We start from the raw sequence: 21,315 nt of genomic DNA, 5'->3' as shown, positions 1-21,315 counted from the left end.
TCGTGCCTGATCGGGAAGTCAGCGACAACGGCGGGAGTCCGGGGGCCGTGTCTCGTGTCAGTTCTTGGCATTAGGCTAGGGGACGTGTCCACCGCACTGTACAGAAGATACCGCCCAGAGACCTTCGACGAGGTCATCGGTCAAGAGCATGTGACCGATCCGCTGAAGGCCGCCATCGAACGTGGCCGCATCAACCATGCCTACCTGTTCTCGGGCCCGCGCGGGTGTGGAAAGACCACCTCGGCGCGGATCCTGGCCCGGTGCCTCAATTGTGAGCAGGGGCCGACTCCGGTGCCGTGCGGGGAATGCCCGAGCTGTCGGGATCTGGCCAACGGCGGACCCGGTTCGCTCGATGTCGTTGAGATCGACGCGGCCAGCCACAACGGCGTCGATGACGCTCGTGACCTGCGTGAGCGCGCCGTCTATGCGCCCGCGCGCGACCGGTACAAGGTGTTCATCCTCGATGAGGCGCACATGGTCACCTCGCAGGGCTTCAACGCTCTGCTCAAGATCGTCGAAGAGCCGCCGCCGCACATCAAATTCGTCTTCGCCACGACCGAGCCCGAGAAGGTCATCGGCACGATACGGTCCAGGACCCACCACTATCCGTTCCGCCTGGTGCCGCCGGAGGCTTTGGGCAACTATCTCGACGAGCTGTGCACGCGTGAGGGTGTGCAGGTGGCCAAGGGCGTGCTGCCGTTGGTCGTTCGAGCCGGCGGGGGATCGGTGCGTGACACGCTGTCCGTCCTCGACCAGCTCATCGCCGGTTCAGGACCCGACGGGGTCGACTACGGTCGGGCCATCGCGCTGCTCGGATACACTCCGGATTCGCTGGTGTCCGACATCGTCGATGCGTTCTCCGCTGGTGATGGGGCAGGGGTGTACCGCGCGGTGGAGCGGGTCATCGAATCCGGTCAGGATCCGCGGCGCTTCGTCGAAGATCTGCTGGAGCGCTTCCGCGATCTCATCGTCATCAATGCCGCCCCCGAGGCGGCCCATGCCTTCCTGCCCGAAGTTCCGCCGGATCGTCTGGAGAGGCTGACTCTGCAGGCCAACGGCTTCGGACAGGGTGAGCTCTCCCGTGCCGCGGACCTGCTCAACGTGGGCCTGACGGAGATGTCGGGGGCGACCTCGCCGAGGCTGCAGCTCGAACTCATCTGTGCCCGAATTCTGCTGCCTGGTTCCGGTCGCAGCCGGGACGCCGTGCTCAGCCGCGTCGAGCGGATGGAACGTCGCATCGGAATGTCGGCCACAGGTGTGGCCGCGAACGTGCCTCCGGTACAGGCCGCTCCGGATCAGGGAGCTGTTCAGGGACAAGGCGCTCCGGTCGGTGGAACAGGTCAGGTGCAGGCACCTGCCGGCGATCAGGGACAGGCGACCGGTCGGCCGTCTACCGGTGGACAGACTGCTGGTGGGGCAGGTCATGGAGCCGGGGCACCGGCTGCGAACGCGTCCGCCGGACAGCCCCAGAGCGCCGCTCATGACGACTTCGACGACATCGCGGCCATGGCCGCGGCCGCCGAGTCGATGCTCAACGAACCTCCGGCGCAGCCAGAGCAGCAGGGACAGCCGGATCAGCCAGCTCAGCAAGAGCGGCAGGGGCAGTCGGGACAACGGGCGCAACAGGAACAGCCGTCGCGGCGCGAGCCTGAACCTCAGTCGGCACCGGCGGAACCCACGCAGCAGCAGTCTGTCGAAGACACTCCGGCCGCAGCCGAGCGCCAGCCAGCGCAGAATCAGCAGCCGTCTTCCGAGCCCTCGCCCCAGGTGGGGCGTGCGCCGGATACCGAGCCGCAGCCTGAGCGAAGCAATCAGCAGCGGCCGGGTCCTGCCGGTGCCCCTTCCTCCGGCTCCGCGCCGGGGAACCAGCCTCAGCGCCAAGCCGGCGAGCAGTCTCTGGACCAGTCTGCGCCATCGCCGACGTCTGGGGCGCCGACGGGACCGGGGGAAGCCTCGCGGTCAGAGCAGGCTGCGGCACCGGAAGCCACCTCGGTCGCAGGATCCGGTGATATCGGCGGTGAGATCGAAGCCATCCGTCGTGCCTGGCCGAGCATCCTCGCCTCGGTGGAGAAGCGCAGCCGTCTGACTCGTGCAATCATCGCGGCCAATGCGATCCCGCAGTCGTTCTCCGACGGAGTCGTCTACCTCGGCTTCAACAACGCCGGATCCGTGCAGGGATTCCAGCAGCGCGACCACGCAGCCAAACTCGCTGCGGCGATCAACGACGTCCTCGGCATCCAGGCCCGTATCGACATCGGCGATGTCGGTCGGATCGGTGGAGGAACTGCCGGAGGCGGCAGCCAGGGCAAAGTCTCCTCGGCTCCGCCGATGAACGACTCCGGAAGCAACCACGGACCGGCACCCAGCCAGCGCCGCCCGAGCCCGCAGGAAGTCGCCGCAGTCGTCGGCACCCGCGAGGTCGACAAGCCGCAGGTCGATCACGAGAAGTTCTGGGAACCCAGCGGCCCGCCCCAGGGACCCTGGTCCTCCGACGACGAGGAGGGAGAACAGCCGGGTCCGACGACTGAACACACGACACACAGCAACCACTCTGGTGAGGCCGAGCAAGCCGATGAGGGATCTGCGGATACTGCGCAGTCCGATAGCCACGACGCGAGCGCGAACCCACAATACGATGGCGCGGGTCCGGGAGAAGAGTCGGCACTCGAAGCTCAAACGTGGAACGCTGATGAACCGAGCGTTCCTGACCACGATTCTTCCGAAACAGTCGCCCCGGACACCGTTGTGCCCGACCTCTCTGACGACGACTTCTTCGGTCCACCGGCCGACGTCGGAACTGAACCAACCGACGCTGGTACCAATTCGGCAGGCACTTCAGCGGCCGACGACTTCGGCCATCCTGATCCTTCCCCTCAGCAAGGATCTGCAACAGTGGGTTCGTCCGGCGTCGCCGACGATTCGCCAATGGAGTACGTCGAACCGAGGTGGGAAGAACCGAACTGGAACGACGGTCCCTCACCGATCGACACCTCGCCGGCTGACCACGAATCGACTGGCACCGCCTCGGCTGACGTGGACGAGACGAGCGCAGGCAGCGGCGCCGTCGACGTCGGAGCCGTCGTCGTACCACCGCCCGATGACGATCTCGACTACCCCGATCTCGCCGACAACTCCGGCGACTTCGGGGGAGGCGCCTTCGAGCAGCAGCCACCGGCCGTGCAGTCTCCGCCACCGGCATCGACCAGCGGGGGAGAGAAACCGTTCAAATCGCGCTTCGCCGCACTCGCCGAGAAGCACGGTGTCACCACCACTCCGCCGGCCGGATCCGGATTTGGATCTGCACCACAGGGCAACCCGGCGGGCGGGCCGGCACCTGGAGCCGCCTCGGCGCCGGAATCGACCCCCTACCCGCAGCGGTCGGGATCGGACGAGGACGAGTATGATCCGGAAACGGACCTCGACGTCTCCGAAGCGCCGCAGATGGGCGTCGACGTGATCGCTCGGGTCCTCGGCGGCGAAATCATTGACGAAAGAGAAGTATGAGCGCTGTATACGAAGGTGCCCTCCAGGACTTGGTCGAAGAGTTCGGCAAGCTTCCGGGCATCGGGCCGAAATCGGCCCAGCGTCTGGCGTTCCACATCCTGCAGACGGACTCGCAGGACGTCAATGCGCTGGCACAGGCGCTCACAGACGTGAAGAAGCGGGTGCGGTTCTGCGAGATCTGCGGAAACGTCTCCGAAGAAGCCGAATGCACGGTGTGCCAGGATCCGCGCCGCGATCGGTCGATGATCTGCGTGGTCGAAGAGCCCAAGGACGTCGTCGCAATCGAACGGACCAGGGAATACCGGGGTCTCTACCACGTCCTCGGTGGAGCCATCGACCCGATGGCAGGGGTCGGGCCAGACAATCTGCGGATCAAGGAGCTCATGACCCGCCTGCAGGACGGTGAGGTCAAGGAGACCGTCATCGCCACCGACCCGAACCTCGAAGGCGAAGCCACCGCCACTTACCTCGTCCGGCTGCTCGGATCACTCGGTGTGACCGTCACGCGCCTGGCCTCGGGGCTGCCCGTCGGTGGTGACCTCGAATACGCCGACGAGGTCACCCTCGGACGAGCATTCTCCGGTCGCCGCGAAATCGACTGACCGCCTCGGCGAGGGGATGCGAACCGGGGTTCGCGGTCCCGGAGTATAACGATTTCTGAGCAGAGGCTGAACGGCTTGTGGTCGACCCCGGACTCGCCCATGTGCGCGCTGATCGAGCGGGGTGCGGACAGGTGACATTCGGCCCGGTCAGGCGGTGTCTGAATGGCGGCCGAAGGTGAACCGAAATGACCTACCTCATACAATGGTTCAGGTGCCGGGAGCCCGACACGGCTGAAATCCTGATCGATGCAGCACGAGACCTCCATGTTTGGAACCATGGAATCGATCGCCTGGCACGGAACTTATCAGCGATAAGGAAGATACTGCAGTGAGCATAGTCGTCCAGAAGTTCGGTGGGTCCTCGGTAGCCGATGCGGAATCGGTCAAGCGAGTGGCCAAACGAATTGTCGAGTACCGTCAAGCCGGCCACGAAGTAGTTGTCGTGGTGTCGGCCATGGGTGACAGTACCGATGATCTCATCGACTTGGCCCAACAGGTTTCCCCCATGCCACCCGCCCGCGAACTCGACATGCTGCTGACCGCCGGTGAGCGCATCTCGATGGCGGTCCTGGCCATGGCGATCGCCAACCTCGGCTTCGAAGCCCAATCATTCACCGGTTCCCAGGCCGGCGTCATCACCGATGAGCAGTTCGGCAAGGCCCGTATCATCGACGTCACCCCCGGCCGGATCCGCTCCTCCCTCGACGAGGGATACGTCGCCATCGTCGCCGGATTCCAGGGAGTCAGCCAGACAGCGAAGAACATCACCACTCTCGGTCGCGGCGGTTCCGACACCACGGCAGTGGCATTGGCCGCGTCGCTCGATGCCGATGTGTGCGAGATCTACACCGACGTCGACGGCGTCTTCACCGCCGATCCGCGCATCGTGCCCACCGCACGCAAGATCGATGAGATCGGCTACGAAGAGATGATGGAGATGGCCGCCTCGGGTGCCAAGGTCCTCATGCTTCGCTGCGTCGAATACGCCCGCCGTTACAACGTGCCGGTGCACGTGCGGTCCTCATTCTCTCGCAACCAAGGAACCTGGGTGACCGATTCACCCATCCCCGAAGCCTTCCGCCAGGGCCGGGGATCATCGACCCCGGCAGCGGAACCAGAAACGGAGCCCACCATGGAACAGGCAATCATCTCCGGCGTCGCTCACGACCGCTCGGAAGCCAAGGTCACGATCGTCGGTGTTCCCGATGTCCCCGGCAAAGCCGCCGAGATCTTCAAGACTCTGGCGAAGCAGGAAGCCAACATCGACATGATCGTCCAGAACATCTCGACCCGTGAGCCGGGGAAGACGGACATCTCCTTCACTCTGCCTATGGACGACGGAGCCAAGGCGCTCGAGGCACTCGATGCGGTCAAGGCCTCGATCGGCTTCGACCAGGTCCGCTACGACGACCAGATCGGCAAGCTCTCCGTCGTCGGCGCCGGAATGCGCTCCCACCCAGGAGTGACCGCGACCCTGTTCGAATCGCTCAGCGAAGCCCAGGTCAACATCGACATGATCTCCACCTCGGAGATCCGAATCAGCGTCGTCACCCGAGCAGACCTGCTCGACGACGCGGTCCGTGCCGCCCATGCCGCGTACGGACTCGACAGCGAAGACAACGAAGCAGTGGTGTACGGAGGTACCGGACGATGAGCGTCAATATCGGAGTAGTCGGTGCGACCGGTCAGGTCGGCGGAGTCATGCTCGACCTCTTGGCCGATGATCCCGGATTCGAGATCGGTTCGCTGAGGCTCTTTGCCTCGGCCCGTTCGGCAGGGAAGACGGTCGACTTCAAGGGCCAGTCCATCACCGTCGAAGACGCCGCCGAGGCGGACCCGAGCGGACTCGATATCGCTCTGTTCTCCGCCGGTGGAGCAACGTCGAAGGCACAGGCCGAGCGTTTCGCGGCCGCCGGCGCCCTCGTCGTCGACAACTCCTCGGCGTGGCGTTCGGACCCGGAGGTTCCGCTCGTCGTCAGCGAGGTCAACCCCGATGCCCTTGACGAGCCGCCCAAGGGCATCATCGCGAACCCGAACTGCACGACCATGGCCGCCATGCCCGTGCTCAAGGCACTCCATGACAAGGCCGGTCTCAGCCGCCTCATCGTGGCCACCTACCAGGCCGTGTCCGGTTCGGGGCTGTCCGGAGTCGAGGAACTCGCCGGTCAGCTCGAAGCCGGTCTGCCCGACGCCCGCAAGCTCACCACCGACGGAAACGCGGTGAACCTGCCGGAGCCGAACAACTACGTCGAACCGATCGCGTTCAACGTGCTGCCGATGGCCGGATCGGTCGTCGACGATGGGCAGAACGAAACCGATGAAGAGAAGAAGCTGCGCAATGAGAGCCGGAAGATCCTCGGCCTGCCTGACCTCCTGGTCGCCGGTACCTGCGTGCGTGTTCCCGTCTTCACTGGACACAGCCTGAGCATCCACGCCGAATTCGACTCCGCGATCAGCCCCGAGCAGGCCACCGAGATCCTGTCGCAGGCTCCCGGAGTCTCCCTCGACGAGGTTCCGACCCCGCTCAAGGCCGCGGGTCAGAACGCCAGCTTCGTCGGACGCATCCGCGCCGACCAGTCGGCACCGGAGGGCAAGGGACTCGTCCTCTTCGTCTCCAACGACAACCTGCGCAAGGGTGCGGCACTCAATACCGTGCAGATCGCCGCCCTGCTGGCTGCCAAGCTCGAAGCGAAAGCCGCCTGAGACGTTCTGCCGCTGAGTAATCGCAATCAGCGGCTGACTGAAGATCGCAACCGCCCGGGAGGAGACTCCCGGGCGGTTCTGCGTCCCTCGATGTATTTGGGGTGCTCAGTCAACGCGAAAATTGAAAAAGTCGTCGCCAGCGACGTTCTTTTCAAAGTTCGCGTTGATCGAGAGATTTGCAGTTTCGGGTCCGGTCGAAGCGAGGGAAGACGCACCGACAGCGACATATAAAAGCGTTGCTATATATAAATATTTATATTAGTGGCGAACCTCTGATCTGAGTATCGTCGACGATGTTGCTTGAACCTCGATGCCTTAGAAAGGCTCCACATGACCTCGTCGCGCATTCTTCTCACCACCGCTGCCATCGCCTCCTCGGCGACATTGGTTCTCAGCGGCTGCGGTGGACAAGCCTCCGAAGCCGATACGGGGGCACTACGCGTCGTGACCTCGACCAACGTCTACGCCGATATCGTCTCCCAGGTCGCCGGCGACTTCGCCGATGTCAGCCCGATCATCGATGATCCGAACCAGGACCCGCACTCCTACGAAGCGACCACTCAGGACCGCCTCAAGTTGTCAAAGGCTGACCTCGTGGTTCAGAACGGCGGCGGCTACGACGCATTCATGACCGGTATGCTCGACGCCTCCGGCGCTGAAGTCGACATCATCGACACCGTCTCGATCTCCGGACTGCCCGGCTCGGAAGGTCTCGGCAACGAACCGCACGATCACGATCACGGTGACGGTCATGACGAAGAGGAAGCTCACGGGGGCGGGCACAGCCACGAGGACGAGGAAGCCCATGACCACGAGCACGCTGATGAAGTCAACGAGGAAGAGGGCCACGAAGGCCACGATCACGGATCATTCAACGAACATCTGTGGTACTCGGTCCCGACGATGACGAAACTCGTCGACGAGGCTGCGACCCACCTCGGCGAGGCCCTGCCTGAACATCAGGGTGAGTTCGAGGCGAACGCGAAGGAGTACAAGGCGCAGCTGTCTGAGCTGCAGGATGACATCGATGCGGTGAAGAAGGAGCACGGCGGTGAGAATGTCGCCGCGACCGAACCGATTCCGCTGTGGCTGTTCGACGATATGGGGTTGGAGAACGTCACGTCGATGGAGTTCCTCGCCGCCGTCGAAGAGGGCAATGATGTGCCGCCGCTGGTGCTCAAGGCCGCGGAGAAGCAGATCTCCGATGGCGACGCCGTGCTGCTTGGATACAATACTCAAGCGGCAGGTCCGCAGGCAGAGGCCTTGAAGTCCACCGCGGAGGACTCCGACGTCCCGGTCGTCGATCTTGCCGAGACCATGCCTTCGGGAACGCACTACGCCGACTGGATGGGTGGCTACATCACCGATATCTCAACCGCACTCGAAGGGCACAAGCACTGACTATGGCGAAGGAATCCGACGCTTCCGCACCGGCAACATCACGGGAGCCGGTGGTTCGACTGCGCGATGCCGAACTGCGGTTCGGTCCGCGCGTGCTCTGGCACGATCTCGACCTCGATGTCGCGCCGGGGGAGTTCCTCGCCGTGCTCGGTCCCAACGGCACCGGCAAGACCTCGCTGCTCAAGGTGCTGCTGGGACAGAACTCGCTGTCAGCCGGCACCGCTGAGGTCGGCGGTCGACAAATCCACAAGGGCAACCCTGCCATCGGCTATATTCCGCAGCAGCGCGGAATCGACCCGCACACTCCGATGCGCGGCCGCGATCTGGTGCGTATGGGCATCGACGGGCACAGGTGGGGGATGGGCCTGCTGTCCCGGGGTCGGAAGAGGAAAGTCGAGGACCTTTTGGCCTCCGTCGGCGCCACCGACTATGCCGATGCTCCTGCCGGCACGGTCTCCGGCGGTGAGTTGCAGCGGCTGCGTGTGGCGCAGTCCCTGGCCAACGATCCCACGGTGCTGCTCTGCGATGAACCGTTGCTGTCGCTCGACCTGCACCACCAGCAGGTGGTGGCTGCGCTGCTGCATGAGCAGCGGGTCAAACGCGATGCCGCCGTCGTCTTCGTCACTCACGAGATCAACCCGATCCTGCCGTATGTCGACCGGGTCCTCTACATCGTCGGCGGGCACTTCCTCATCGGCACCCCCGCCGAGGTGATGACCACCGAATCGCTGTCCCGCCTCTACGGCTCTCAGGTCGAAGTCGTCCGTGTCGGCGGACGCCTTGTCGTCGTCGGCGGTGAGGAGGAGTGCGTCGATCACCACGACCTGCCCGATGATTCCTTCGACCTCGACGGGACGGTGGTGAACCGATGAGCATTCCTGAGATCTTTGCCAACCTCTTCACCTTTGAGGACTACGGCGAGCTGGTCGCGCTGTTGGCCAATTCGCTCATCGCCGCGGCACTCTTGGGTGTCGTCGGGGGTCTCATCAGCGTCTTCGTCATGGCCCGCGACATTCCCTTCGCCGTCCACGGAGTCTCCGAACTCTCCTTCGCCGGTGCCGCCTTCGCCCTGCTCATCGGCTTCGACGTCGTGACCGGGTCGATCGTCGGATCTGTCGTCGCTGCACTCATCATCGGCGTCGGTGGGGCCAAAGATTCGGAGAAGAACGCGATCATCGGCGTCCTCATGCCCTTCGGTCTGGGCCTGGCGATCCTCTTCCTGGCCCTCTACGACGGGCGAGCGGCAAGCAAATTCGGGCTGCTCACCGGCCAGATCGTCGCTATCACCCCCGGCCAGATCCTCACCCTCATCATCTGCGCCCTCGCCGTGCTCGTGGTCCTGGCGATCGTGTGGCGTCCGCTCATGTTCGCAAGCCTCGACCCCGAAGTGGCTCGGGCCAAGGGCGTGCCGGTCAGTGTGCTCACCATCATCTTCATGCTCACTCTCGGACTCGCCGTGGCGCTGAGCGTGCAGGTCGTCGGGGTCCTCCTCGTGCTCGCGCTGCTCATCACTCCGGCAGCCGCGGCGACTCAGCTCTCGGCCTCCCCGGTGTGGGTGCCGGTGCTCAGCATGATCTTCGCCGTCACTGCCTCGGTCGGCGGCATCCTCATCGCGCTCGGCTCGCCGGTGGTGCCGATCAGCCCATTCGTCACGACGATCTCGTTCCTCATCTACGTCATCTGCCGGCTCGTCGGCGGTCGCCGCATGAAATCCCTGCACCGTCGCCGCGCCCACCGTGCGGCAGAAGAGCACAACACCCCCATCCCCACCCCCTAATTGCTACCTGACGGCGGCTCAGATACCTCGCGCGAGGTATCTGAGCCGCCGTCAGGTAGCAATGGGAGCGGATAGAGTTGGGGGAATGAAGAAGCGCGCTCTCCTCGCCGGTGCTCTCGTCGTCCCCGCGGCCGCCGGAATCTGGGGTGCGGTCATCGAACCGCATCTCTTCGCCATCCGCCGTCACACCCTGCCGATCCTGCCGGCAGGCGCGAAGAACATCCGAGTTCTCCACGTCGCCGACCTCCATCTGGCGCCCTGGCAGCAACACCGTGCCGCCTGGGTCAAAGCGCTCACTCGTCTGGAGCCCGATCTTGTGGTCAACACCGGCGACAACCTCTCCGCCGATATCGTGCCCGAAGTCCTCGACGTCTTCTCGGGACTGCTCGACACTCCCGGTGTCTTCGTCCTCGGGTCGAATGACTTCTTCTCCCCGCAGGCGAAGAACCCTGCGAAGTATCTGCGCTCACCGTCCCAGGTCAAACATCGAGTGAACCCCGACCTCGACGTCAAGGCCCTCGTGCGCGGGTTCGAAGAGCCGACGTCCGATTCGGGCTCCGCCGCTGGTGTTCAGGGATGGCATTTCCTCGACAACACCGAGGCGGCCCTGACGATCAAAGGCACCCGGATCCACTTCACCGGGCTCGGCGACGCCCATATCGACCGAGACCGGATCCGATGGAGCGGGGGAGGACCAGGCGAAGGCGTCCTCGAACATCCGCGGTTCGAACCCGAGGCCGGGCTCAAGGTCGGCGTCACGCATGCCCCGTATTCGCGGACCTTGGAGGCGTTTGCCTCGGCGGGGGCGGATCTCATCTTGGCCGGACACACGCACGGCGGACAGATCCGTGTGCCTTTCTGGGGTGCGCCGGTGACAAACTGCGACCTCGATCGGACACGCGCACGCGGAGTTTTCCCGTACCGTAAGAGTCTCGTCGCCATCTCTGCGGGACTCGGCTTCTCACCGTACTCACCAGTGCGTTTCGCCTGCCGACCGGAAGTCAGCGTCTTGGAACTCGTCGCGAAGGCCTAGTCCGTTCAGCGATTTCTGAAGAATTGCACAAGGCGAATTCGTTAAACTGGCTATCATGGTGTCTCCTGAGTCAAACGCCCCACCCACCAAAATGGGCGCGTTCATGCAGTTCGTGGCCGTCAGTGCGGTGGCGGGAATCGTCGCTGCCGGTCTGGCCATTCCCGGCGTCGGCGTCGCAACAGCCAGCGCGAACAGTGCTGTCGAGATCTTCGATTCACTTCCCGCGACCTTGGAGATCAAGGACCTGGGCGAGAAGTCGACGATGCTTGCCTCCGACGGGTCCGAGCTTGCGGAATTCTACTGGCAGAACCGCCAGGAGGTTCCGTTGGATAAGATCTCGCAGGATATGCAGAACGCAACGATCGCTGTCGAGGACTACCGGTACTTCGAACACGGCGGCGTCGACATCGAGGGCATCGCGCGTGCGGCGGTACACAATATGGTGTCCTCGACGACTCAGGGCGGATCGACGCTGACACAGCAGTATGTGAAGAACGTGCTCGCTGAGAACGCGCACGCCGAGGAAGACGCCGAAGGTGTGGCAGCGGCGAAGGAATCCGATGGCACAGCCGGCTATGCGCGCAAACTGCGCGAAGCCAAACTCGCTGTCGCGGTTGAGAAGAAGTACGACAAGAAGGAAATCCTCAACCGCTATATGAACATCAACAACTATTCGGGCTCCCCGAACGTCTACGGCGTCGAAGCGGCCGCCTACCGATATTGGGGCATCCACGCCAAGGACCTCAATATCCAGCAGTCGGCGATGCTCGCCGGAATCGTTCAGAACCCTTCGGCATTCAACCCGCAGCGGTTCCCAGATCAGGTGCTCAAGCGTCGCAACACCGTGCTCGGACAGATGCTCAAATACGACCACATCACGCAGAAGGAATACGACAAAGCTGTCAAGACCGACCTCGACCTCGACCTGCACGAGACCCCGAACGGCTGTTCGGCAGCCAAGAGCAAGGGCGAGTTCTTCTGCAACTATGTCCAGAATGTCATCATGAACGACGAGACGTTCGGCGACACCGCCGATGAACGGCTGGCCTTCCTCCAACGTGGCGGTCTGACGATCAAGACCAGCCTCGATCCCGATATCCAGAAGATTGCGGACAAAGAGATCAAAAAGCGGGTTCCCGTAGGCGATCCCTCGGGAGCCGGCCATGCGCTGGTGACCATCGAACCGGGCACCGGTGAGGTGATCGCCATGGCCGAGAACCGTGAATACACTGCAGGAGAGGTCAAGAAGAAGGATAAGAACAAAAAGACCTCGATCAACTACACCGTTGACAAGAAGCACAACGGCGGCGGTGGCTTCCAGGTCGGTTCAACGTGGAAGCCCTTCGTCCTGACGGCCTGGTTGAGGGAAGGCAAGAGCCTCAACACCACTGTCAATGCCACGAAACGTAACTTCCCGGCCAGCTCGTGGAAGTACGACGGTTGCCCGAGTATGGCCGGAGACTGGGACCCGAACAACGCCGCAGACGGTGAAGGCAGGGGCTCGATGACCGCGCTGGAGGCGACGAAGAAGTCCGTCAACACGGGCTACGCAGCCATGGGCAACCAGATGAACATGTGCGACATCCTGGACGCTGCAATGGATTTGGGTATTCGCTACGGCAGTGGCGAACCCCTCGATTACAAGAACAAGCAGGGCTTTATCCAGGCACTGTCGCCGTCGTCGATCCTCGGTACGACGGAGACGACCCCGATCGCCATGGCCGCAGCGTATGCGACGTTCGCAAACGAAGGCGAGTTCTGCGGACCGAAACCGATCACAGAGATCAAGGACCGCAACGGCAAGAAGCTTGATCTGCCGGGCGAGGGTTGCAAGCGCGTGCTGGACAAGGAAGTGGCCAAGGGCGTCGCTTACGCACTGTCACAGACGTTCAACGGTGGCACGACAAGCTCGCTGAAGATCGGAGTTCCGGCGGGTGCCAAGACTGGTACGACGAACTTCGAGGTCGGTCACACGTGGCTGCTCGGATTCACAAAGACGCTGTCGACCGCGGTCTGGACCGGCGATCCGGGCGGTACTCGCGACTGGCGCACGAACGGCGCCGGCGCCGTCAGAGGCCACATCTACGGTGCGACGATCTCCGGTAAGACCTGGCAAGCGTACATGAGCCAAGCGGTAAAGGAGACCAAAGGCAATACCGGCTTCCCGAAGCCCAGCAGCAAGTACTTCTCCGGCGGCGGCTCTGGCGGCGGTGGCGGTTCGTCCACAGGCGGCAGCGGAACCGGCGGCGGAGGCGGCGGCAACTCTGGCAACGGCGGAGGCGGCGGCAACTCCGGCAACGGCGGCGGTGGCAACGGAGGCGGCGGCAACTCCGGCAACAACGGAGGCGGCGACAACAACGGCGACAACGGAGGCAGCGACGGCGGCGGTGAGGCGCCCGGCCTCGGCGGCAACTGAGCCGATGAGATACCGGCCGTGACCGGCCGTGAGAACCCACCGGACATCACGACGGCGAAGGCGGGGAGGACCAGATCCTCCCCGCCTTCGCCGTCCCGTCTGCCAGCGGCCCGCAATCGCTCGATCACAGTCTCACGACCATCTCGGAACGCAGGTGCCCGGTCCACCCGGTCTGGGCTAGTGTGGGGAACGGACCAGCGTCGTCGCTCACAGGGAATGGCCAGCACCCCGGATCACCTCCGGACCGCCTCGGCGACGCACCGATAACTGAGGAGAATCATGACCAAGTGGGAATACGTCACCGTGCCGCTCATCGTCCATGCGACGAAGCAGATCCTCGACCAGTGGGGCGAAGACGGATACGAACTCGTGCAGGTCGTTCCCGGCCCGGACAACAACGGACTAGTGGCCTACCTCAAGCGCCCCAAGGAATGAGCTGAACCGGCTGGACCGCTGACACCCGAACTCACCGAAAGAAGGATCATGTCGAAGACCCTTGAGCGTCTCACCGAACTCGGCCTCGAACTGCCCGAGATCGCCACACCAGCCGGAGCCTACGTCCCCGCGCTGCGCACCGGGAACTACGTCTATACCTCCGGCCAGCTGCCTGTCGTCGACGGCAAGCTGCCCGCCACCGGTCACCTGGGCACGGATGTCGACCTCGACACCGGCTACCAGCTGGCACGCACCGCCGGGCTCAACGCTCTGGCCGCCATCGCCGGAGTGATCGGTGACCTCGACAATATCGTGCGCATCGTCAAGGTCACCGGCTTCGTCAACTCCGCTGATGACTTCACCCAGCAGCCGGCCGTCATCAACGGCGTGTCCGAGCTGTACGGTGAGATCTTCGGAGACCGCGGGCAGCACGCCCGCAGCGCCGTCGGTGTCAACACTCTGCCGTTGGGCACGCCCGTCGAGGTCGAGGTCATCGTCGAGGTCTCGGGCGATGCCGCTTAGCGGACGCACTCTTCCCGTCTCGTCGGAACTGCGGTGGCTGCTCGACCACTGGCAGTCCGACGGACGGTGGCCCGTCCCCGAAGCCCCGCGCCCCACCTCGGCGATCGTGCTGATCCGAGACTCCGCAGACGGGCTGGAGCTCTTCATCACCCGGCAGCTCGACGCCCGCGGCGTCGAGGACCGCAACCGGTGGGCATTCCCCACCAGCAGCCTGCGCCCGGGAGATGTGCGGAAGCTGCCTTTGGCCGGATGGAATTCGGCCCGGTGCGCGCGTGCGCTGAGCATCGAGAACAAATCCCGCGCTCTCCACCACTTCTCCGCGGCCGCCCGCATCACCTTCGCCGCCACCGGAATTCTGCTTGCCGAGGATGTCGACCGCGAGATCGTGGCCGCACCGCAGACGGACTGGCACACCACCCGCTCGAGGCTGTTCTCGAACGAAGTGTCCTGGTCACAGGTCCTGCGTGACCGCGACCTGCGCCTGCGCCCCGACCTGTGCAAACCGTGGCTGCGCTGGATCAACACTCCCACCCAGCTGCACCGGTTCGACACCACCTACTTCATTGCCACCGTGCCCTTCGGCCAGGACGTCGACTTCCTGTCACCGAACGAGACCTCCGCCGGGTGGAAAAGCCCTGGCCAGATCCTCGCCGAGGTGGGAGGAGATCCCAACCGCATCAGTGCGGCCGCCCGCATCATCGTCGAAAGCCTTGCCGAGGTCCCGACCGTGGGCGCGGCCATGGCACAGATCCGCAACGTCCACCCGCTGCGTCCGGAGATCATCGACGACGACGGCGATTGGAAAGTCGTCATCCACACGGGCAAGGACCCCCACAGCAAAGGCAGCCTGCGTGATCGAGCCGTGGCCGTCGGCGAGACCGACAACGACCAGAGCCCCGGTTTTCTGACATTCAGCGGCGACGCAGATGACGAAACGACAGACGAGGAGAGCGACGACTCATGAGAATCCGTGCGAACAACCCCGGACCGATGACCCTGACCGGAACGAACACCTACGTGCTCACCAGCCAGGACGACGCTACCGCGGTCGTCATCGATCCCGGTCCGGAGATGGCCGACCACCGGCGGGCCTTCCTCGCCGTGGTGGCCGACCGTGATCTGACAGCGATCGTTCTCACCCACCAGCACGCGGACCATTCCGAGATGCTCGGAAGCATCGAGCAGTGGGCTCCCGAGGTGCCCGTGTTCGCCGTGCTCGAACGTTTCGCCCGCCATGCCGATCCGGTGAAAGACGGCGATGAGATCACCTTCGGCAGCTCCCCGGCCGATGTTCTGAGCGTCGTCGCCACTCCCGGACACACGAGCGACAGCATCAGCCTCATCCACGCCGGAGCCCTCTACAGCGGCGACACGATCCTGGGGGAGGGGACAACGATCGTCACACACCCGGAAGGGTCCCTGCGCGACTATCTGAACTCCCTCGACCGGTTGAAGGAGCTGCTCGACGCCGGTGAGTTCGCGATCATCGAGCCGGCTCACGGTGAGCGCATCGACGCCCCCTCCGAGGTGATCGACTACTACCGTTCCCACCGACTCGAACGCGTCGAGCAGGTCAAGGCAGCACTCGGGCAGGGGGCGAGCACCGCCTCGGAGGTCTGCGACATCGTCTACCACGACGTCGACCCGAGTGTGCGCCCCGCTGCCGAGCAGATCGTCAAGGCCCAGCTGGCCTTTCTCGGCGCCCTGCCCGCCGCCGACGACGCCTGAGCCCCGCAGAGGACCACGCTCAACGCTCCCGAGTTCTGCACGAACACGAAGGACGCCCCAGCCGAATCGGCTAGGGCGTCCTTTCATCGCGGCGTCCACGCGGCCTCAGCGGCCGGACGTCGCTGGGAGGATCAGCGGGCGCGGTTGCGCATCCGGTCCATGTCGAGGATGACGACGGAGCGGGCCTCGAGGCGGATGAAGCCGCGGGCGGCGAAGTCGGCCAGCGCCTTGTTCACGGTCTCACGGGAAGCACCGACGAGCTGAGCAAGCTCTTCCTGGGTGAGGTCGTGAGCGACGAGCACACCGTCGGGAGCTGGCTTCGAGAAGCGGGCGGCCAGGTCGAGCAGCGCCTTGGCGACGCGGCCGGGCACATCGGAGAAGACGAGGTCGCCGACGGTCTCGTTCGTGCGGCGCAGACGCTGGGCAAGAGCCTTGAGCAGGTTCATTGCGGCCTGCGGGCGCTCGTTGAGCCAGGTGGTGAGGTCGTCGTGCTTGAGGCTGAGCAGCTCCGACTGGGACACAGCGGTGACGGAAGTCGAGCGTGGGCCCGGATCGAAGAGGCTGAGCTCACCGATGATCTCGCCGGGGCCGACCACGGACAGCAAGTTCTCGCGGCCGTCGGAGGACTCACGGCCGATCTTGAGCTTGCCTGAGGAGACGATGTAGAGCTCGTCACCGGCATCGCCCTCATGGAAGAGCACGGTTCCCCGACGGAGACTCCGCGGGTTCATGAACTTCATCAATGCACTGGTGGCTTCATCGTCCAGACCTGCGAAGAGCGTCGCGCCCCGCACCACTTCAATATCCACTGGTTCCTCCTTGTCGTGATAATCACACACAAATCTACCTGGTCATCTGCATCGATACCAGCAAAGACGCGGGAGTGTGGCCCATCAGTGCGAAAACGTCTTTCACATCAACCAACACGACTTCCGCTCACCGCCATTCCAGCAGAAATCCAGAACCTGAGACCGCGGGCATGATTCGTGGGTGTGATGGGCATGACTGCGGAATGACGGGGCACGGATTAGGATGGTGAGTCGTGTTGACTGTGGCAGAGAAGAGCGCGCGGAAATTCGCGAAGGAGACCCCGCTGGGGCGGACCCGCCGGGCACGGAAGATCCATCGCATCCTCGCCGAGGTTTATCCGAACGCCAAGTGCGAGCTTGACTTCGAGACGCCGTTCCAGCTGCTCATCGCCACCGTCCTGTCCGCCCAGACCACCGATATCCGCGTCAACTCGGTCACCCCGAGTCTCTTCGCCGCCTTCCCCGACGCTCACGCCCTGGCCGTGGCCAACCTCATCGAGGTCGAGGAGCACATCCGCTCCACCGGGTTCTACCGGGCGAAGGCCCGCAACATCGTCAAACTCGCGAACGAACTCGTCGACGAATACGACGGTGAGGTGCCGAACAACCTGGACAAGCTCGTCAAGCTCGCCGGGGTCGGCCGCAAGACCGCGAACGTCGTCCTCGGCAACGCCTTCGACACCCCCGGCCTGACCGTCGACACACATATGGGACGGCTGGCCCGCCGCTTCGGCTGGACCCAGGAGACCGACGCGGTCAAGGCCGAACACGAGATCGCGGCCCTGTTCCCGAAGAAGGACCTCACCATGCTTTCGCATCGGGTGATCTTCCACGGCCGCCGCATCTGCCATTCCCGCAAACCCGCCTGCGGAGCCTGTCCGCTGACCGAGCTGTGCCCTTCGTTCGGCATCGGGGAACTCGACCCGGATAAGGCGCGCTCCATGCTCCGTTTCGAAATGGCTCCCCTGGCCACCCCCGCCGAGGAGGCTTCCTCCGAGGACGGACAGTGAGCTTCCGAATCCCCGACATTCCACCCGAATCGGCGACGATCGCCGATGGTGCCCTGCGCGGACAGCTCGAAGACCTCGCCACCTCGCACGGGTCCCCGCTGTGGTTGCGCCGTCAGAAGGACTCGGCGGAGGAAGCCGCCCGCGGTGCCGCCGTGCTCCTGCTCTTCGGTCGTGGGGGACAAGCACGCACCGAGGCGGGGCGAGCAGAAGAGAGGCGACTGGCCGAACTCGGAGTCGCCGATGTCGACATCGTGCTGCTGCAGCGGGCAGCGACCCTGCGCCACCATCCCGGACAGGTCGCCTTCCCCGGCGGCGGACGCGATCCGGAGGACGACTCGATGACCGCGGCCGCACTGCGCGAAGCAGAGGAAGAAGCAGGAATCTCCCGAACACCGTCGAGGTGCTCGGGAGATGGACCCGCTCTATATACCCGTCTCGAAGTTCGAGGTCACGCCGGTCGTCGGCTACTGGCGACAGCCGGGTACCGTGCGGGTGATGGACGAACGGGAGTCCTATTCCGTCTACCGTGTGGCCATCGCCGATCTAGTCGCCCCTGCAAATCGCGGCACCTTCGCCCGCCCCGATCTCAAGATCTCGACCCCGGCCTTCGACGTCGGAGTCCTCAAGGTCTGGGGCTTCACCGCCGGCATCCTCGACTTCGCCCTCGACCATCTCGGCTGGGCCGGAGACTGGGACAAGAAGGCTCCCATCGCGATCGATTTCTGAAGCATCGACGTTCGCAGCAGAGACGAAGGCGGCGCCGGACAAGATGTCCGGCGCCGCCTTCGTCTCTGCCGTTCTCTGATTGGAGAGGTATCAGTACCTGGGACCCGAGGGGTTCTTCACTGCGCGCTTGACGGATGCCACCAGCGATTTGGCCGAACCGATCGCGGTGCCCGGAACCGGGTTGCCCTTCTTGAACAGCGGGAGGGCGACGAGGACGAGGATGATCGCGATGACGGCGAGGATTCCGAAGATGATGAGGAAACTGCCCCACCAGGGCCAACCCAGGCCCTCATGGAACGCGGCCGCACCGGCGAAGATCACCATGAACGAGGACAGGAAGAGCAGGAAGAGTGCGACGATGGCCAGTCCGGCACCGATGCCCAGGTTCTTCGCACCGGCAGTGGCCTCGGCCTTGGCGAGGGCAATCTCTTCTTCGGCAATCGCTTTGGAATCGTCGCTGATGCCTTTGATCAGTTCGCTGATGGACCGTTCGGCCATGAGAACTCCTAAATCGAGAACGCGGACAATCTAGCTTAAGAGTAGTCTGAACGTGCCCTGCGGCCAAAGGCGAATCGGCGGAGAACCGGGAAAACCCGTCGGATCCGGACGACGGCCGCTATGCGGCAGGGTCGTCTGTCACCGACGGGTCAACCGATCTCGCGTCCGCAGGCGGTACGCAGAGCGTGCGGATCAGGCTCCTGAGACGGACTTTTCGATCTGGTCCATCACCGAGGCGTCGGCGAGAGTCATCGTATTGCCGACCTCGCGGTTCTCGGCGACGTCCTTGAGCAGGCGGCGCATGATCTTGCCCGAACGGGTCTTGGGCAGATCCGTGACGATGTGGACCTTCTTCGGCTTCGCGATCGGGCCGATGTCCTTGCCCACATGCTGGCGCAGCTCCTCAGCGGTCTCGGGCGAGTCCTCGACACCGTTGGAGACGATGACGAAGGCGACGACGGCCTGACCGGACGTGTCGTCGGCGGCTCCGACAACAGCCGCCTCGGCGACCTTGGAATGGGCGACCAGCGAAGATTCGATCTCAGCGGTGGACAGTCGGTGGCCGGACACGTTCATGACATCGTCGACGCGGCCGAGGAACCAGATGTCACCGTCGGCGTCACGGCGGGCTCCGTCGCCGGCGAAGTACGTGTCCTCGAAGCGTGACCAGTAGGTCTCCTTGAAGCGCTCCGGGTCTTTCCAGATTCCGCGCAGCATCGCAGGCCACGGCTGGCGGATGACGAGCAGACCGCCTTCGGGACCGGCCGGATTCTCACCCGAGTCGTCGACGACGTCGACGGAGATGCCGGGGATGGGGCGTTGGGAGGAACCGGGCTTGGTCGAGAGCACACCCGGCAGGGGAGCGATCATGTGGGCTCCGGTCTCCGTCTGCCACCAGGTATCGACGATGGGCAGCGTTCGCCGCCGATGACGCGGTGGTACCAGCGCCAGGCCTCGGGGTTGATCGGCTCGCCCACGCTGCCGAGCAGACGCAGACTGGACAGATCGTACTTGGCCGGAATCTCCTCGCCCCATTTCATGCAGGTGCGGATCGCCGTCGGTGCGGCGTAGAGGGTCGTCACCTTGTACTTCTCGATGATCTCCCACCAGCGACCCTGATGCGGGGTGTCCGGGGTGCCTTCGTAGACGACCTGCGTCATTCCTGCCGCGAGCGGACCGTAGGTGACGTACGAATGACCGGTGACCCAGCCGACGTCTGCGGTGCACCAGAAGACATCGGTCTCGGGCTTGGCGTCGAAGACAGCCTTCATCGAGTACAGCACCTGAGTGAGGTAACCGCCGGAGGTGTGGAGGATGCCCTTGGGCTTGCCCGTGGTGCCGGAGGTGTAAAGGACGAACAGGGGGTTCTCCGAATCGAAGAATTCGCATTCGTGCTTGTCGCTGGCCTGGCCGACCGAGTCCTCCCACCACTGGTCGCGGCCCTCGACCCAGTCGACGTCCTGACCGGTGCGCTTGACGACTATGACGTGCTCGACCGGGGTGTCACCCGCCGAAAGTGCTTCATCGACTGCAGGTTTGAGGCTCGTGGGCTTGGCGCGACGGTAGCTGCCGTCGGCGGTGATGACGACGCGGGCTTCGGCGTCGATGATGCGGGAGCGCAGAGCATCGGCGGAGAATCCGCCGAATACGACCGAATGCGCGGCGCCGAGGCGGGCGCAGGCGAGCATCGAGATCATCGCCTCGGGAATCATCGGCAGGTAGATGGCCACCCGGTCTCCGGCCTTGACTCCGAGGTCGGTCAGAGTGTTCGCGGCCTTCGACACCTCGGCGAGGAGTTCGGCATAGGTGAAGCTGCGGGAGTCGCCGGGTTCGCCTTCGAAATTGATGGCCACCCGGTCGCCGTTGCCGGCGAGGACATGACGGTCGAGGCAGTTATAGGCGATGTTCAGCTTGCCGCCGACGAACCATTTGGCGAAGGGCGGGTTCGTCCAGTCGAGGACCTCGCCGAAGTCTGCGTTCCAGTCGACGAGCTCACGTGACTGTTCGGCCCAGAAACCCAGATAGTCGGTTTCGGCGCGCTCGTATTCGTCGGCCTTGACGTTGGCGTCTGCGGCGAACTGCTCAGGTGGGGCAAACGTCTCGGTCTGCGCGGCAGCGGTTTCGGTCATGCTTTCCCTCCGACTTCTTTGG

17 protein-coding genes and 2 pseudogenes are annotated in these 21,315 nt (G+C 64.2%); 16 read left to right on the top strand and 3 right to left on the bottom strand.

Annotated features, from left to right (window positions below):
* Positions 1-84: 84 nt before the first annotated feature.
* The 13 genes from BLU88_RS16065 to BLU88_RS16005 all read left to right on the top strand — a co-directional run bounded on the left by BLU88_RS16065 (position 85) and on the right by BLU88_RS16005 (position 16,121).
* Positions 85-3,504: a DNA polymerase III subunit gamma and tau gene (locus BLU88_RS16065; protein ID WP_092016169.1), complete on the top strand. Its 3,420-nt coding sequence runs from the start codon at positions 85-87 to the stop codon at positions 3,502-3,504.
* A complete protein-coding gene (gene recR, locus BLU88_RS16060; protein WP_025780860.1) occupies positions 3,501-4,106 on the top strand; it encodes a recombination mediator RecR in 606 nt (201 codons plus the stop codon). Before BLU88_RS16065 ends, recR begins: the two co-directional genes overlap by 4 nt.
* 328 nt (positions 4,107-4,434) lie before the next feature.
* Positions 4,435-5,760 (top strand): aspartate kinase, encoded by a 1,326-nt coding sequence (locus BLU88_RS16055; RefSeq protein ID WP_092016166.1) that lies wholly within the window; start codon positions 4,435-4,437, stop codon positions 5,758-5,760.
* The gene (locus BLU88_RS16050; protein ID WP_092016163.1) at positions 5,757-6,809 is read left to right on the top strand and encodes an aspartate-semialdehyde dehydrogenase; all 1,053 of its coding nucleotides are present in this window, start codon (positions 5,757-5,759) and stop codon (positions 6,807-6,809) included. Before BLU88_RS16055 ends, BLU88_RS16050 begins: the two co-directional genes overlap by 4 nt.
* Positions 6,810-7,139: 330 nt before the next feature.
* Complete coding sequence (locus tag BLU88_RS16045) at positions 7,140-8,210, top strand: metal ABC transporter solute-binding protein, Zn/Mn family (protein ID WP_092016159.1); 1,071 nt, start codon at positions 7,140-7,142, stop codon at positions 8,208-8,210.
* 2 nt (positions 8,211-8,212) lie between these two features.
* Positions 8,213-9,082, top strand: coding sequence for a metal ABC transporter ATP-binding protein (locus BLU88_RS16040; protein ID WP_092016156.1), 870 nt, complete (start codon positions 8,213-8,215; stop codon positions 9,080-9,082).
* Complete coding sequence (locus BLU88_RS16035; RefSeq protein ID WP_092016152.1) at positions 9,079-9,987, top strand: metal ABC transporter permease; 909 nt, start codon at positions 9,079-9,081, stop codon at positions 9,985-9,987. The genes BLU88_RS16040 and BLU88_RS16035 overlap by 4 nt, the downstream gene beginning before the upstream one ends.
* Positions 9,988-10,072: 85 nt before the next feature.
* Entirely contained in the window at positions 10,073-11,020 is a 948-nt protein-coding gene (locus tag BLU88_RS16030) for a metallophosphoesterase (RefSeq protein WP_092016149.1), read from the top strand.
* Positions 11,021-11,075: 55 nt separating this feature from the next.
* A complete protein-coding gene (locus tag BLU88_RS16025; protein WP_092016146.1) occupies positions 11,076-13,436 on the top strand; it encodes a transglycosylase domain-containing protein in 2,361 nt (786 codons plus the stop codon).
* Between the two features lie 279 nt (positions 13,437-13,715).
* Positions 13,716-13,871 carry a hypothetical protein gene (locus BLU88_RS18315; protein ID WP_009883339.1) on the top strand — a complete coding sequence of 52 codons (156 nt, stop codon included), beginning with the start codon at positions 13,716-13,718 and terminating at the stop codon, positions 13,869-13,871.
* Between the two features lie 48 nt (positions 13,872-13,919).
* Complete coding sequence (locus BLU88_RS16015; RefSeq protein ID WP_092016143.1) at positions 13,920-14,393, top strand: RidA family protein; 474 nt, start codon at positions 13,920-13,922, stop codon at positions 14,391-14,393.
* Complete coding sequence (locus tag BLU88_RS16010; RefSeq protein WP_092016140.1) at positions 14,383-15,357, top strand: NUDIX hydrolase; 975 nt, start codon at positions 14,383-14,385, stop codon at positions 15,355-15,357. Before BLU88_RS16015 ends, BLU88_RS16010 begins: the two co-directional genes overlap by 11 nt.
* Entirely contained in the window at positions 15,354-16,121 is a 768-nt protein-coding gene (locus BLU88_RS16005) for an MBL fold metallo-hydrolase (protein WP_092016137.1), read from the top strand. The genes BLU88_RS16010 and BLU88_RS16005 overlap by 4 nt, the downstream gene beginning before the upstream one ends.
* A gap of 131 nt (positions 16,122-16,252) precedes the next feature.
* Here the strand turns inward: BLU88_RS16005 and BLU88_RS16000 are convergent, their stop codons facing one another.
* Positions 16,253-16,930, bottom strand: a complete 678-nt coding sequence (locus tag BLU88_RS16000; RefSeq protein ID WP_039211346.1) for a Crp/Fnr family transcriptional regulator — start codon at positions 16,928-16,930, stop codon at positions 16,253-16,255.
* A 233-nt stretch (positions 16,931-17,163) separates the two neighbouring features.
* Here BLU88_RS16000 and nth point away from each other — a divergent pair, with 233 nt between their 5' ends.
* From nth to BLU88_RS18845, 3 genes and pseudogenes are all read left to right on the top strand, one after another.
* Positions 17,164-17,940, top strand: a complete 777-nt coding sequence (nth, locus tag BLU88_RS15995; RefSeq protein WP_092016134.1) for an endonuclease III — start codon at positions 17,164-17,166, stop codon at positions 17,938-17,940.
* Positions 17,937-18,275, top strand: a pseudogene (locus BLU88_RS19170) (NUDIX hydrolase); the annotation flags it as partial. The gene nth and the pseudogene BLU88_RS19170, both read left to right, overlap by 4 nt.
* Positions 18,276-18,351: 76 nt before the next feature.
* Positions 18,352-18,666: an NUDIX hydrolase gene (locus tag BLU88_RS18845; protein ID WP_231939466.1), complete on the top strand. Its 315-nt coding sequence runs from the start codon at positions 18,352-18,354 to the stop codon at positions 18,664-18,666.
* Between the two features lie 90 nt (positions 18,667-18,756).
* Here BLU88_RS18845 and BLU88_RS15985 read toward each other — a convergent pair whose 3' ends face one another.
* Together BLU88_RS15985 and acs are read right to left on the bottom strand one after the other, a co-directional pair.
* Complete coding sequence (locus BLU88_RS15985) at positions 18,757-19,164, bottom strand: phage holin family protein (RefSeq protein WP_092016128.1); 408 nt, start codon at positions 19,162-19,164, stop codon at positions 18,757-18,759.
* Between the two features lie 192 nt (positions 19,165-19,356).
* A pseudogene (gene acs / locus BLU88_RS15980) lies at positions 19,357-21,293 on the bottom strand (acetate--CoA ligase).
* Between the last annotated feature and the right edge of the window lie 22 nt (positions 21,294-21,315).

The sequence above is a fragment of the Brevibacterium siliguriense genome (assembly GCF_900105315.1).
GTDB lineage: Bacteria > Actinomycetota > Actinomycetes > Actinomycetales > Brevibacteriaceae > Brevibacterium > Brevibacterium siliguriense.
The sequence above is the reverse complement of the archived record's forward strand: the minus strand, read 5'-3'. Positions and strand labels throughout refer to the sequence as shown.

Excerpts from the sequence above, each read along its gene's own strand:
- BLU88_RS15985 (WP_092016128.1), bottom strand. The coding sequence starts at position 19,164 with ATGGCCGAACGGTCCATCAGCGAACTGATCAAAGGCATCAGCGACGAT.
- BLU88_RS16005 (WP_092016137.1), top strand. The coding sequence starts at position 15,354 with ATGAGAATCCGTGCGAACAACCCCGGACCGATGACCCTGACCGGAACG.
- BLU88_RS16030 (WP_092016149.1), top strand. The coding sequence starts at position 10,073 with ATGAAGAAGCGCGCTCTCCTCGCCGGTGCTCTCGTCGTCCCCGCGGCC.
- BLU88_RS16035 (WP_092016152.1), top strand. The coding sequence starts at position 9,079 with ATGAGCATTCCTGAGATCTTTGCCAACCTCTTCACCTTTGAGGACTAC.
- BLU88_RS16025 (WP_092016146.1), top strand. The coding sequence starts at position 11,076 with ATGGTGTCTCCTGAGTCAAACGCCCCACCCACCAAAATGGGCGCGTTC.
- BLU88_RS18315 (WP_009883339.1), top strand. The coding sequence starts at position 13,716 with ATGACCAAGTGGGAATACGTCACCGTGCCGCTCATCGTCCATGCGACG.
- BLU88_RS16010 (WP_092016140.1), top strand. The coding sequence starts at position 14,383 with ATGCCGCTTAGCGGACGCACTCTTCCCGTCTCGTCGGAACTGCGGTGG.
- BLU88_RS16015 (WP_092016143.1), top strand. The coding sequence starts at position 13,920 with ATGTCGAAGACCCTTGAGCGTCTCACCGAACTCGGCCTCGAACTGCCC.
- BLU88_RS16050 (WP_092016163.1), top strand. The coding sequence starts at position 5,757 with ATGAGCGTCAATATCGGAGTAGTCGGTGCGACCGGTCAGGTCGGCGGA.
- BLU88_RS18845 (WP_231939466.1), top strand. The coding sequence starts at position 18,352 with ATGGACCCGCTCTATATACCCGTCTCGAAGTTCGAGGTCACGCCGGTC.
- recR (WP_025780860.1), top strand. The coding sequence starts at position 3,501 with ATGAGCGCTGTATACGAAGGTGCCCTCCAGGACTTGGTCGAAGAGTTC.
- BLU88_RS16045 (WP_092016159.1), top strand. The coding sequence starts at position 7,140 with ATGACCTCGTCGCGCATTCTTCTCACCACCGCTGCCATCGCCTCCTCG.
- BLU88_RS16040 (WP_092016156.1), top strand. The coding sequence starts at position 8,213 with ATGGCGAAGGAATCCGACGCTTCCGCACCGGCAACATCACGGGAGCCG.